Source organism: Streptomyces sp. NRRL B-24572 (genome assembly GCF_002156145.1).
Classification (GTDB): Bacteria; Actinomycetota; Actinomycetes; order Streptomycetales; family Streptomycetaceae; genus Streptomyces; species Streptomyces vietnamensis.
Genome location: NZ_MWIG01000023.1, coordinates 1 through 12759 on the forward strand (window position 1 = coordinate 1; position 12759 = coordinate 12759).

Consider the following 12759-nt stretch of genomic DNA (forward strand, 5'->3'; position numbering starts at 1 on the left):
GCGCAACCGCGCCCCCGGCTCGCCCTCGCGTTCGCCGAGGACACCGTGGGTGCGGTGCTCGACTGTGCGCGCGTGCGCGATGTGGCGGTCGTCACGGACGATCCCGTGGCCGGCGCGGCGCTCGCGGCCCTGGGTGCGCGGATCGTGCCGGACTCCCCGGCGGCGGGGCTCAACGCGGCGCTCGCGCACGGGGCCCGTGTCGTACGGGCGGGGCGGCCGCACGCGCGCGTGGCGGCGCTCAACGCGGACCTTCCGGCGCTGCGGCCGGCGGAGCTGACCCGGGTCCTGGACGCGGCCGGTAATTTTCCGAGGGCTTTTCTCGCGGATGCCGCCGAAATAGGTACGACATTCCTCTCGGCGAGTCCGGGGGTGGAATTGGAACCGGCATTCGGGGGCGCGTCGAGGCTGCGGCATTTGTCTTCGGGGGCGGTGGAAATCCGGCTCGCCGGGGTGGATTCCGTACGCCGGGACGTGGACACCGGCGAGGACCTGGCGGCGGCCCTGACGCTCGGGCTCGGTCCGCGGACGGCCGCCCGGTGGCTGACGGCGGCCGGATAGGCTGCGGTCCATGCAGGCGACCGCGTTCACGTACGACCCCGAGACCCGCAGCGGCAGTGTGCTGCTCGACGACGGCACCCCCGTGGAGTTCGGGGCGGAGGCCTTCGACGCGGGCGGGCTCCGGCTGCTGCGTCCGGGGCAGCGGGTGCGGATCGAGGCCGAGCCGGGCACGTCGGGCGCGGGGCTCCGGATCACCCTGGTGACGCTGCAGACGTTCTGAGCCGCAAGACGTCCTGAGCCGCAAGACCGTTCTGAGACGCAGGACGTCCTGAGACGCGAGAAATCCTGAGACGCGGGACGTCCTGAGACCCAAGACGTCCTGAGACGCGAGACGCCCTGAGTCCCGAAACGTCCTGAGACGCGCCGCGGGCCGGGCTCCCCTCGGGGAGCCCGGCCCGGCGGGTCGGTACCGCGCGTCCTACTTCTTGGCGGCGGTCTTCTTGGCGGTGGTCTTGCGCGCCGTCGTCTTCTTGGCGGGCGCCTTCTTCGCCGTGGCCTTCTTGGCCGGAGCGGTCTTCTTGGCGACCGTCTTCTTCGCGGCGGCGGCCGTGGTGGTCTTCTTGGCGGCGGCGGTGGTCTTCTTCGCCGCGGCCGTCGTGGCCTTCTTCGCCGGGGCCGCCTTCTTCGCGGCGGCGGCGGTGGTCTTCTTGGCAGCGGCGGTGGTCTTCTTCGCCGCGGCCGTCGTGGCCTTCTTCACCGGGGCCGCCTTCTTCGCGGCGGCCTTCTTGGCGGTGGTGGCCTTCTTCGCGGCGGCCTTCTTCACGGTCGCGGAGGCACCACCGGTGAGGCTGCCCTTGGGAGCCTTCTTGACGGAGACCTCGCCTCCCTTGGGGAGCTTCTTCGAGCCGCTGACCAGGTCCTTGAAGCCCTGACCTGCACGGAAGCGCGGGACGGAGGTCTTCTTGACCCGGACCCGCTCACCCGTCTGCGGGTTGCGGGCGTAGCGGGCCGGCCGGTCGACCTTCTCGAACGAGCCGAAACCGGTGACCGAGACCCGGTCACCGGCCACCACGGCACGCACGATGGCGTCGAGCACGTGGTCGACGGCTTCGGCGGCCTGCTGACGACCGCCCATCTTGTCGGCAATCGCTTCTACGAGCTGCGCCTTGTTCACGTCTTCCCCTTCGGAGACATTGCCAGAACGAAAGTGTTCAAGCTTTTTCGCACGTTAGGCATGTATATACCGCAAATCAAACACGAAACGGTCTAATCACCCTAGTGCCGCAACGTGGAAGTCCCGTTGCGGAGTTCCTGGTGTCAGTCGTCCTCTGGGAATCGGCCCTCGTCGAGGTCCTTCATCAACCGGTCGAGACGCGTTGCCGCGTCCTTGAGATCGTGCTTCGCCGCTGCCGTGACGACCAGCAGCTTCCGGGACAGCGCCATCCTTACGCCCTCCGGGACTTGCAGTGAGCGCACCCTTGTGTGCGCTTCCTTCAATCGGGCGGCGACTGCCTCGTAGAGCTCGAGTTGGCTGTCGCGTTCCATGCACCGATTGTGCCATCTAGGGCGAGTTGTCGCCCGACAGGGTCTCAACAAGCGACTGCGCCCCCCACCGGGCGGTGGGGGGCGCAGTCGTGGAAAAGCGCTGCTCAGACCGTAATTGTACGGGGCTTGAAGGCCGGTCGAGCCGCCTCGTAAGCGGCGATGTCCGCTTCGTTCTGAAGGGTGAGGCTGATGTCGTCGAGTCCGTTCAGCAGACGCCAGCGGGCGTTCTCGTCGAGCTCGAAGTCGGCGTCGATCCCGGCGGCCAGGACCTTGCGGGCCTCCAGGTCGACGGTGATCTCGGCGGTCGGGTCGGCCTCGGTCAGCTCCCAGAGGGCGTCCACCGTCTCCTGCGGGAGGACGACGGTCAGCAGGCCGTTCTTCAGCGAGTTGCCGCGGAAGATGTCGGCGAAGCGGGAGGAGATGACCGCCTGGAAGCCGTAGTTCTGGAGCGCCCAGACGGCGTGCTCGCGGGAGGAGCCGGTGCCGAAGTCGGGGCCGGCGACCAGGACCGTGGCGCCCTGCCGCTCGGGGCGGTTGAGGACGAACTCGGAGTCCTTGCGCCAGGCCTCGAAGAGGCCGTCCTCGAAGCCGTCGCGGGTGACCTTCTTCAGCCAGTGCGCCGGGATGATCTGGTCGGTGTCGACGTTGCTGCGGCGCAGCGGGACGGCCCGGCCGGTGTGCGTGGTGAAAGCTTCCATGGTTCCTCAGACCCCCGCGGTGGTGGCGACGTCGGACAGATCGGCCGGGGAGGCCAGGTGGCCCAGGACGGCGGTGGCGGCGGCGACCTGGGGGGAGACCAGGTGGGTGCGGCCGCCCTTGCCCTGCCGGCCCTCGAAGTTGCGGTTGGAGGTGGACGCGGAGCGCTCACCGGGGGCCAGTTGGTCGGGGTTCATGCCCAGGCACATGGAGCAGCCCGCGTGCCGCCATTCGGCGCCGGCCTCCTTGAAGACCTTGTCCAGGCCCTCCTCGACGGCCTGCAGGGCGACCCGGACCGAGCCGGGGACGACCAGCATGCGGACGCCGTCGGCGACCTTGCGGCCCTCCAGGAGGGAGGCGGCGTTGCGCAGGTCCTCGATGCGGCCGTTGGTGCAGGAGCCTACGAAGACGGTGTCGACCTTGATGTCGCGCAGCGGCTGCCCGACGGTCAACCCCATGTACTCCAGGGCCTTTTCGGCGGCCAGGCGCTCCGAAGCGTCTTCGTACGAAGCCGGGTCGGGGACGTTCGCCGAAAGCGGCGCGCCCTGGCCCGGGTTGGTGCCCCAGGTGACGAACGGCGCCAGGGAGGCGGCGTCGATGACGACCTCGGCGTCGAAGACGGCGTCCTCGTCGGACTTCAGGGTCTTCCAGTACGCGACGGCGGCGTCCCAGTCCTCGCCCTCGGGGGCGTGGGCGCGGCCCTTCAGATAGGCGAAGGTCGTCTCGTCGGGGGCGATCATGCCCGCACGGGCGCCGGCCTCGATCGACATGTTGCAGATGGTCATCCGGGCCTCCATCGAGAGCTTCTCGATGGCGGAGCCGCGGTACTCCAGGATGTAGCCCTGGCCGCCGCCGGTGCCGATCTTCGCGATGATCGCCAGGATCAGGTCCTTGGCGGTGACGTCCTCGGGCAGCTCGCCGTCGACCGTGATCGCCATGGTCTTCGGGCGGGCCAGCGGCAGCGTCTGGGTGGCGAGCACGTGCTCGACCTGGCTGGTGCCGATGCCGAAGGCCAGCGCGCCGAAGGCGCCGTGCGTGGAGGTGTGCGAGTCGCCGCAGACCACGGTGGTGCCGGGCTGGGTCAGGCCCAGCTGCGGGCCCACGACGTGGACGACGCCCTGCTCGACGTCGCCCAGCGGATGCAGCCGGACGCCGAACTCGGCACAGTTCTTGCGGAGGGTCTCCAGCTGGGCGCGGGAGACCGGGTCGGCGATCGGCTTGTCGATGTCGAGGGTCGGGGTGTTGTGGTCCTCGGTGGCGATGGTGAGGTCGAGGCGCCGCACCTGCCGGCCGTTCTGCCGGAGACCGTCGAAGGCCTGCGGGCTGGTCACCTCGTGCAGCAGGTGCAGATCGATGAAGAGGAGGTCGGGCTCGCCCTCGGCGCGCCGGACGACGTGGTCGTCCCAGACCTTCTCCGCGAGTGTCCTACCCATCGCTTTCCCTCCGGCCGACGTCTACGCCGGCACAACTAGAGACCCGTTTCGCGGGCCGTTGTGCGGCCGCAACACCAGGGTCACAGGTTCCGAGAAAAATTGAACTTGCGTTTCACAGAGTGAGACGCGAATATCGTTGCATGGACAACTCTAGCGGCGTAGGCGTTCTCGACAAGGCAGCCCTTGTCCTGAGCGCCCTGGAGTCCGGTCCGGCCACCCTCGCAGGACTGGTCGCGGCGACGGGACTCGCACGACCCACGGCCCACCGACTGGCCGTGGCACTGGAACACCACCGGATGGTGGCCCGCGACATGCAGGGCCGGTTCATCCTCGGGCCGCGCCTGGCGGAGCTCGCCGCCGCGGCCGGCGAGGACCGCCTGCTCGCGACCGCGGGTCCGGTTCTGACGCATCTGCGCGACGTCACCGGCGAGAGCGCCCAGCTCTACCGGCGCCAGGGCGACATGCGCATCTGCGTGGCGGCGGCCGAGCGGCTCTCGGGCCTGCGGGACACCGTCCCGGTCGGCTCGACGCTGACCATGAAGGCCGGCTCGTCCGCGCAGATCCTGATGGCCTGGGAGGAGCCCGAGCGGCTCCACCGCGGCCTCCAGGGCGCCCGCTTCACGGCGACGGCCCTGTCGGGCGTGCGACGCCGCGGCTGGGCCCAGTCGATCGGCGAGCGGGAGCCGGGCGTCGCGTCCGTCTCCGCGCCCGTACGCGGCCCCTCGAACCGCGTGGTGGCAGCGGTCTCGGTCTCGGGTCCGATCGAGCGTCTGACGCGCCACCCGGGCCGTATGCACGCCCAGGCCGTCATCGACGCCGCCGCCCGTCTCTCCGAGGCGCTCCGCCGCAACGGCTGAGCTTCTCCGTCCCTCCTGTTCGTACCGGCCCACCGCTCCAACGCCGCAGCGGTGGGCCGGAGTTGTGTCCCCACGCACCCGGTGGACGCGAACAGCGAAGAAGCCCTCCCCCGAAGGGAAGGGCTTCTTCGTCGAGTACCCCCGACCGGATTCGAACCGGCGCTACCGCCTTGAGAGGGCGGCGTGCTAGGCCGCTACACAACGGGGGCTTTGGATCACACGTTGCCGTGGATCCGAGCTGGTCTACCAGGACTCGAACCTAGACTAACTGAACCAGAATCAGTCGTGCTGCCAATTACACCATAGACCAATACGTGGTTAGACCAGCGTCGTACCCCCGACCGGATTCGAACCGGCGCTACCGCCTTGAGAGGGCGGCGTGCTAGGCCGCTACACAACGGGGGCCCTAGCGATCCTGCATCGGCGTCATCGGGAGCTACCCAAATGACCCCGCGGGAAGGATCTGTACCCCCGACCGGATTCGAACCGGCGCTACCGCCTTGAGAGGGCGGCGTGCTAGGCCGCTACACAACGGGGGCTTCGTGGATGCCAATCCACAAGTGCAGATGAGCTCTGCGAGCTGGCCTACCTGGACTCGAACCAAGACTAACTGAACCAGAATCAGTCGTGCTGCCAATTACACCATAGGCCACCGGAACTTGATCACTTCGAGAAGGGATCTTGCTCGGCTTGCGCTTCCGGGGCTTTCCGGCCTTTCGGCCCGTTCCCCTCGGCGCAGAAAGAACATTACCCGAAGGTGGACGGTGCTCCAAAACGCGTATCCGCACGCAGCAGCGCGGGCAGCTGCCGGAGGTCGGTGATCCGGGTCAGCTCGGGCCTCCCGCCGGTCCCCGCGCGGTCCAGCCAGATCCCCCGGAGGCCCGCCTCCGCGGCACCCCGGGCGTCGATGTCCGGGTGGTCCCCGACGTACGCCACCTGCCGGGGGTGCAGGTCCAGGGCGGCGCAGGCGGCGTGGAAGGCCTCCGGGGCCGGCTTGGCCACCCCGAGCTCGGCGGCGCACACCACGGCCTCGAAGCGGTCCCGTACGCCGAGGGCGCGGAGCTTGTGGTCCTGGTTGTGGATGCTGGAGTTGGACAGCACTCCGTGACGGTAGTCACGGGCGAGCAGGTCGAGGACGGGCACGGCGTCGGGGAACAGCTCCCAGGCGGCCTCGTAATGGACCACGTACCGGTCGAACCAGTCGTCGGCCTCGGCGGCGGTGAGCGCCGGCCGCCCGAGGAAGTCCCGCACGCGCCCGCGCCGCTGCTCCCGGAAGTCCCCGCCCTCGGCCTCGTACCGGCGCCAGTGCAGCTCCGTGAGCTCCTTCCACCGCCGCAGGGCCTCCTCGACGGATCCCCACGCGTCGAGCAGCCCCTCGGCGGCGAGGTGCGCCCGCATCCCGGTCCTGTCGGCGCTCGCGTAGTCGAAGATCGTGTCGTCGATGTCCCAGAGCACCGCGCGGATGGTCATGAAAACGACGGTACCCCCGTCCCTGGCGCGGGACGGGGGTACCGGTGCGTACGGCGCGGGTCAGCCGGCGAGCTTCGCCAGGGCCGCGTCGATGCGGGTCAGGGTCTTCTCCTTGCCCAGGATCTCCAGGGACTCGAAGAGCGGCAGGCCGACCGTGCGGCCGGTGACGGCGACGCGGACCGGGGCCTGGGCCTTGCCGAGCTTGAGGCCGTGGGCCTCGCCGGCGGCCAGGACGGCGTTCTTGAGGGACTCGGGGTCGCTCCAGTCGGCCGACTCCAGCTTCTCGCGGGCGGTGGTCAGGAGGGCCGCGGGCTCGCCCTTCATGGCCTTGTCCCAGGAGGGCTGGTCGAAGACCGGCTCCTTGAGGAAGAGGAAGTCGACGTTGGCCGTGATGTCCGAGAGGACGGTCAGGCGGGTCTGGGCGTGCGGCGCGATGGCCTCCCAGGCGGCCCGGTCGAAGTCCTCCGGGGCCCAGTTGGCGTGCGGGGCCTGGAGCCAGGGCTCGCAGGCCTCGGCGAAGGCCTTCACGTCCAGCATGCGGATGTGGTCGGCGTTGATCGACTCGGCCTTCTTGAGGTCGAAGCGCGCCGGGTTGGCGTTGACGTCGGCGATGTCGAACTTCTCCACCATCTCGGGGATGGTGAAGAGGTCCTGGTCGGCCGAGAAGGACCAGCCTAGGAGGGAGAGGTAGTTCAGGAGGCCCTCGGGGAGGAAGCCGCGCTCCCGGTAGAGGTTGAGGGAGGCCTGCGGGTCGCGCTTGGAGAGCTTCTTGTTGCCCTCGCCCATCACGTACGGCAGGTGGCCGAAGGAGGGGATCTCCTTGGCGACGCCGAGCTCGATCAGCGCCTTGTAGAGCGCGATCTGGCGCGGGGTGGAGGAGAGCAGGTCCTCGCCGCGCAGGACGTGGGTGATCTCCATCAGGGCGTCGTCGACCGGGTTGACCAGCGTGTACAGCGGGGCGCCGTTCGCACGGAGGATGCCGTAGTCCGGCACGTTGTCCGGGGTGAAGGTCATCTCGCCGCGGACCAGGTCGGTGAAGGTGATCGGCTCGTCGGGCATCTTGAAGCGGACGATGGACTCGCGGCCCTCGGAGCGGTAGCGCTCGATGCGCTCGGCGCTCAGGTTGCGGCAGGTGCCGTCGTAACCGGACGGCTTGCCGGCCAGGCGGGCGGCGTCACGGCGGGCCTCCAGCTCCACTGCGGTGCAGAAGCAGTGGTACGCGTAACCGCCGGCGAGCAGCTTGTCGGCGACGTCCTTGTAGATGTCCATCCGCTGGGACTGGCGGTACGGCGCGTGGGGGCCGCCGACCTCGGGGCCCTCGTCCCAGTCGAGGCCGAGCCACTTGAGGGAGTCGAGCAGCTGGTTGTACGACTCCTCGGAGTCGCGAGCGGCGTCGGTGTCCTCGATGCGGAAGACCATGGTGCCCTGGTTGTGCCGGGCGAAGGCCCAGTTGAAGAGGGCGGTGCGGACCAGGCCCACGTGGGGGTTGCCGGTCGGCGAGGGACAGAAACGGACGCGGATGTTCGCGTTAGCCACGCTTGATCACCTTATTGGTGAGAGTGCCGATGCCTTCGATGGTGACGGCGACCTCGTCGCCGACGTTGAGGGGGCCGACCCCGGCGGGGGTGCCGGTGAGGATGACGTCGCCGGGGAGCAGCGTCATGGCCTCGGTGATGTGGACGACCAGGTCCTCGATGGAGCGGATCATGTCGCTCGTCCGACCCAGCTGGCGCTGTTCGCCGTTGACCGTGGCCTGGATGGTCAGGTCGCTCGGGTCGAGGTCGGTCTCCACCCAGGGGCCCAGGGGGCAGGAGGTGTCGAAGCCCTTGGCGCGGGCCCACTGCTTCTCGCGCTGCTGGGCGTCGCGGGCGGTGACGTCGTTGGCGCAGGTGTAGCCGAAGACGACGTCCTTCACGCGCTCGCGGGGCACCTCGCGGCACATGCGGCCGATGACCACGGCCAGTTCGGCCTCGTGGTGCAGCTCGTTGGAGAAGGAGGGGTACTCGATGGCGTCGCCGGGGCCGATCACCGAGGTGGTGGGCTTGAAGAAGGCGACGGGGACGTCGGGGACCTCGTTGCCGAGTTCGGCGGCGTGCTCGGCGTAGTTGCGGCCGATGGCCACGACCTTGTTGGGGAGCACGGGCGGCAGGAGCCGTACCTTGCTGAGCGGGACCTTGGTGCCGCTCAGCTCGAAGTCGGTGTACGGGATGCCCTTGATGATGTCGAGGACGAGGCCGCCGGACTCGACGGTTCCCTCGCCCTCGACGGCGCCGAAGGCCACATTGCCGTCGATGGAGAATCTGGCGATGCGCACGAGTGCTGTCGCCCCTCACTTGGTGCTGGCTGGAGTCTGACGCTCCAGGCTAACGCGGCGAGGGGCGGCCGACCGGCGATATAACCGGCGCTGATGACCCGGGCGGGCGACGGGTACTAGCGCGTCGCGGTGGCGTACGGCTGGGGCTGGTACGGGGCCGGGGCCTGCATCAGGACGGTGCGGCGCGGGTTGGCGGTGTTGCCCGGGAGTTCGGCCGCGTACTCCGGCTGGGCGCCCCGGCCGAGCTCGGCGGCGTCCTTGAGGTGCACGAGGGTGGAACGGCGGGGGTTGGCCGTCTTGCGGAGCGTCGTCGTCTTCATCGCGGTGATCAGACCTTGTTCCGGGAGAGGCACCCGTACGGGCGCGAAGGGGTGTAAAGCGTCAGGCTAAACATGCGATTCCCTTCGAATGCATGGCTGAGACATCGATCCGGGTGTGAGTTTGCTCACCAAGTGGGATACATTCCGGGCATTACGGACCGTCCCCGGTCACCACGGAAAGGGACATTCCTCCACTGAATGAGCTATTCCGCTCCTGATCATGTCGACTGGGACACACGGGGATGCCCGACCATTGGGCCTGATAAGTCCGAATCCTCCGTGATCATCTTCTACATGGGGTGACGTGCCGTGTACGCGTTGTCATGCCCCTCCCGCCACGACACGCGGCCCTTGTTGGAGATCCGGCACTGTGCTGGAATTCCACGCACCGCCGCGGGTTTCAAGCCGGCACGCAGGGGGCGCAACGCAGCGCCGGCCGAGTGGCGGGGAAGGGGGAACTGCGCCGGTCACCGACGACCACCTGGGGTGCTCCACGCACCCCGATCGACACCGACACCGTCCTCTCCGTTCACCCGGAAGGACGCCTGGTCCAGAGGTTGCGACGCTAGTGCAGGGACGTTTCAAGAGGGATGGCTCGGGGTCTCCCCAGGCCCGCCAGGGCCGAGCGGATGCTCCGGCGGAGCAGGAACCGCGTGCCGGGACCGACCGCGGTCCCTCGGCCCCGCACACCCCGAACCAGGGTCAGGGACCGACCGGCGAGAGCGGTGACGGCGGCAGGCGCGCGAGCGCCGCGGCCAAGTCCGCCGAGCCGTCCGCCGCACCCCCCAAGCTCCGGGCCGAGAACGAGGTCGGCCCGCGAATAGCCCTGCGCAACTGGCGCATCTCCACGCGCCTGGTCGCGCTCCTCACCCTCCCCGTGGTCGCGGCGACCACCCTGGGCGGCATCCGCATCAGCGACTCGCTCCAGGACATGGAGCAGCTCGACCACATGCAGCTGCTCACCAAGCTGACCCGTGAGGCGACCGGCCTCGCCCAGGCCCTCCAGGCCGAGCGCGACCTGTCCGCGGGACCGCTGGCCAACGGCCGCCCGGTCAGCGACTACCAGGTCGCCAACCCGCGCCGGAAGACGGACCGCGAGTACAAGGCCTTCCTCGACGCCACCGAGGAGATCCCGGACACCGAGACCGACGAGGCGCTGCGCAGCATCCGCCAGAACGTCAGTCAGATCGCCTCGCAGCTCGCCGAGCTCCACTCCATCCGGGGCAGCGCCTACGAGAAGAACGTCTCCCACTCGGTGACGGTCGAGGCGTACAGCCGCCTCATCCGCTCGCTCCTCAGCCTGTCCCAGGACATGGCGCAGGCGACCAGCAACCCCGAGATGATCAAGCGGACCCGCGCGCTCGCCGCGTTCTCGTCCGCCAAGGAGTACGCCTCCATCCAGCAGGCGATCATCGCCGCCGCGCTCCCCCCGAGCGACCGGAGCTCCGGCCGGCTCCAGCAGGGTGACCGCCTCTACGGCGAGGCCGCCCTCAACAGTGAGGGCGTCGAGCTCAAGTCCTTCCAGGCGATCTACGAGTCGACCGGCGGCGACGCCGCAGAGCGGACCGAGTCGCTGAACTCCGGCGACCCGTCGATCAACGCCGCCAACAAGTACGCCGAGCGCGTGCTGAACTCGGACGACGCGATGCCGAGCGGACCGCCTCGCGGTCACCTCAACTTCACCGACGAGTACAACACCAAGATCGCGGCCATGAACCGCATCGAGCTCGGTCTGCTCGGTGACATGGAGACGATGGCCCGTGAGCTGAAGCAGGAGTCGCAGCGCGACGCCATCATCAACGGTGCGCTGATCCTCCTCGTCCTCGGCGTCTCGCTCATCGGCGCCTTCGTCGTGGCCCGGTCCATGATCCGCTCGCTGCGCCGGCTCCAGGACACCGCGACCAAGGTCGCCCAGGACCGTCTGCCCGAGCTCGTCAAGCAGCTCTCCGAGTCCGACCCGCAGGACGTCGACACCTCCGTCGAGTCCGTCGGTGTGCACTCCCGGGACGAGATCGGCCAGGTGGCCGCGGCCTTCGACGACGTGCACCGCGAGGCGGTCCGCCTCGCCGCCGAGCAGGCCCTCCTCCGGGGCAACGTCAACGCGATGTTCACCAACCTCTCGCGCCGTTCCCAGGGCCTCATCCAGCGTCAGCTCTCGCTCATCTCCGAGCTGGAGTCCCGCGAGGCCGACCCGGACCAGCTCTCCTCGCTGTTCAAGCTCGACCACCTCGCGACGCGTATGCGCCGTAACGGTGAGAACCTCCTCGTCCTCGCCGGTGAGGAGCCCGGCCGCCGCTGGACCCGCCCGGTCCCGCTGGTCGACGTCCTCCGTGCCGCCGCCTCCGAGGTGGAGCAGTACGAGCGCATCGAACTGGCCGCGGTCCCGGCGACCGAGGTCGCCGGCCGCGTCGTCAACGACCTCGTGCACCTCCTCGCCGAGCTGCTCGAGAACGCCACCTCGTTCTCCTCCCCGCAGACCAAGGTCCGGGTCACCGGTCACGCGCTGCCCGACGGCCGCGTGCTCGTCGAGATCCACGACACCGGCATCGGCCTCTCCCCCGAGGACCTCGCCGCGATCAACGAGCGGCTCGCCTCGCCGCCCACCGTGGACGTCTCGGTCTCCCGCCGCATGGGTCTGTTCGTGGTCGGCCGCCTGTCCCTGCGACACGGCATCCGGATCCAGCTGCGCCCGTCCGACTCGGGCGGCACCACCGCGCTCGTCATGCTCCCCGTCGACGTCGCCCAGGGCGGCAAGAAGCCCATGCCCAAGCCGGGCCAGGGCGGCCAGGGCGGCCAGGGCGCGATGCCGCAGGGCGCCTCCGCCCCCGGCGGCCGTCTCCCCGGCGGCCCCGGCGCGGCCGGTGGCCCCGGCGGCGGACGTCCGGGCGCTCCGGGCGGTGCCCCGTCCTCGGCGGCCGGCCGTCTCGGCGCCGGTGCCGGTGCCGCGCGCGGTCAGGTCGGTGCGAGCGGTCCCCGGGCCGCGCTGCCCGCCCGTGACGGTGCCCCGCTCGCCGGCGGCCCGCAGGGCGCGCCGCAGTCCCGCACCCCGCAGCCGCAGAACGCCCAGCTGGAGCAGACCGGCCAGCTGCCGCAGGCCCCGCAGGCTCCCCAGCAGCCCGACGCGCTGCGTCCGGGCCCCGGCGGGGGCGGCCTCATCGGCGGCGCCGCGAGCGCCATCCCGTCCCGTACGGACGTGTGGGGCAACCAGTCCGGGCCCGCCGCGCAGCAGCAGGCCCAGCAGGGCGGGTACGACTTCCCGCGCGCCGAGCTGCCCGGCGGCAACCCGCAGCAGCAGCGCCCGCAGGCCGCGAGCTGGGGCAACGACCCGCAGCAGCAGCCGGTCCGGCGCCCGCAGCAGGAGATGTCCCCGCTGGACGCCCCGCGCGGTCACGAGGAGCCGGAGTCGGCGGGCCTGTACGGTGCGCCGGCGGCTCCGCAGGGTCCCGGTTCCACGGGCCAGTTCCCGCGCCCGGACTTCGGTGCTCCGCAGCAGCCGCAGCACCAGCAGCCGCAGGCCCCGCAGGCGTACCAGCAGGACCCGGCGTCGACGGCGCAGTTCCCGCGCCCCGACTTCGACGCCCCGCAGGGTCCCGGCTCCACCGGCCAGTTCCCGCGCCCCGACTTCG

General features: G+C 70.2%; 12 protein-coding genes and 5 tRNA genes. 4 read left to right on the top strand and 13 right to left on the bottom strand.

What is annotated here, in order from left to right; all coding sequences use genetic code 11:
* Positions 1 to 558: 2-phospho-L-lactate guanylyltransferase (cofC, locus tag CCN56_RS01250; RefSeq protein ID WP_107484076.1), on the top strand; the 558-nt coding region annotated here is incomplete at its 5' end.
* 10 nt (positions 559 to 568) lie between these two features.
* Complete coding sequence (locus CCN56_RS01255) at positions 569 to 778, top strand: hypothetical protein (protein WP_030206251.1); 210 nt, start codon at positions 569 to 571, stop codon at positions 776 to 778.
* A 198-nt stretch (positions 779 to 976) separates the two neighbouring features.
* Here the strand turns inward: CCN56_RS01255 and CCN56_RS01260 are convergent, their stop codons facing one another.
* The 4 genes from CCN56_RS01260 to leuC all read right to left on the bottom strand — a co-directional run bounded on the left by CCN56_RS01260 (position 977) and on the right by leuC (position 4172).
* Positions 977 to 1672: an HU family DNA-binding protein gene (locus CCN56_RS01260; RefSeq protein ID WP_086822357.1), complete on the bottom strand. Its 696-nt coding sequence runs from the start codon at positions 1670 to 1672 to the stop codon at positions 977 to 979.
* 143 nt (positions 1673 to 1815) lie between these two features.
* Positions 1816 to 2043, bottom strand: a complete 228-nt coding sequence (locus CCN56_RS01265) for a hypothetical protein (RefSeq protein WP_015036430.1) — start codon at positions 2041 to 2043, stop codon at positions 1816 to 1818.
* Between the two features lie 104 nt (positions 2044 to 2147).
* Positions 2148 to 2741 (bottom strand): 3-isopropylmalate dehydratase small subunit, encoded by a 594-nt coding sequence (leuD, locus tag CCN56_RS01270; protein ID WP_041131426.1) that lies wholly within the window; start codon positions 2739 to 2741, stop codon positions 2148 to 2150.
* Positions 2742 to 2747: 6 nt separating this feature from the next.
* A complete protein-coding gene (gene leuC, locus CCN56_RS01275) occupies positions 2748 to 4172 on the bottom strand; it encodes a 3-isopropylmalate dehydratase large subunit (protein WP_086822360.1) in 1425 nt (474 codons plus the stop codon).
* Between the two features lie 140 nt (positions 4173 to 4312).
* Between leuC and ndgR the strand changes: the two genes are divergently transcribed.
* Positions 4313 to 5029: an IclR family transcriptional regulator NdgR gene (gene ndgR / locus CCN56_RS01280; protein WP_005311436.1), complete on the top strand. Its 717-nt coding sequence runs from the start codon at positions 4313 to 4315 to the stop codon at positions 5027 to 5029.
* Positions 5030 to 5165: 136 nt separating this feature from the next.
* On the opposite strand, the gene CCN56_RS01285 is transcribed toward ndgR, so the two are convergent.
* The 9 genes from CCN56_RS01285 to CCN56_RS01325 form a co-directional block, all read right to left on the bottom strand.
* A tRNA-Glu gene (locus CCN56_RS01285) sits at positions 5166 to 5238 on the bottom strand.
* Positions 5239 to 5267: 29 nt separating this feature from the next.
* Positions 5268 to 5339, bottom strand: a tRNA-Gln gene (locus tag CCN56_RS01290).
* A gap of 22 nt (positions 5340 to 5361) precedes the next feature.
* Positions 5362 to 5434, bottom strand: a tRNA-Glu gene (locus tag CCN56_RS01295).
* Between the two features lie 61 nt (positions 5435 to 5495).
* A tRNA-Glu gene (locus CCN56_RS01300) sits at positions 5496 to 5568 on the bottom strand.
* A 41-nt stretch (positions 5569 to 5609) separates the two neighbouring features.
* Positions 5610 to 5681: transfer RNA gene (locus tag CCN56_RS01305), tRNA-Gln, on the bottom strand.
* A 95-nt stretch (positions 5682 to 5776) separates the two neighbouring features.
* Positions 5777 to 6499 carry an HAD family hydrolase gene (locus CCN56_RS01310; protein ID WP_086822362.1) on the bottom strand — a complete coding sequence of 241 codons (723 nt, stop codon included), beginning with the start codon at positions 6497 to 6499 and terminating at the stop codon, positions 5777 to 5779.
* 60 nt (positions 6500 to 6559) lie between these two features.
* Positions 6560 to 8035, bottom strand: coding sequence for a glutamate--tRNA ligase (gene gltX / locus CCN56_RS01315; RefSeq protein ID WP_086822364.1), 1476 nt, complete (start codon positions 8033 to 8035; stop codon positions 6560 to 6562).
* Complete coding sequence (locus CCN56_RS01320; RefSeq protein WP_086822367.1) at positions 8028 to 8813, bottom strand: fumarylacetoacetate hydrolase family protein; 786 nt, start codon at positions 8811 to 8813, stop codon at positions 8028 to 8030. Before CCN56_RS01320 ends, gltX begins: the two co-directional genes overlap by 8 nt.
* A gap of 116 nt (positions 8814 to 8929) precedes the next feature.
* Positions 8930 to 9133, bottom strand: coding sequence for a hypothetical protein (locus CCN56_RS01325; protein WP_086822370.1), 204 nt, complete (start codon positions 9131 to 9133; stop codon positions 8930 to 8932).
* 568 nt (positions 9134 to 9701) lie between these two features.
* Here CCN56_RS01325 and CCN56_RS01330 point away from each other — a divergent pair.
* The coding region (locus CCN56_RS01330; RefSeq protein WP_086822372.1) for a nitrate- and nitrite sensing domain-containing protein at positions 9702 to 12759 on the top strand (3058 nt) is incomplete at its 3' end.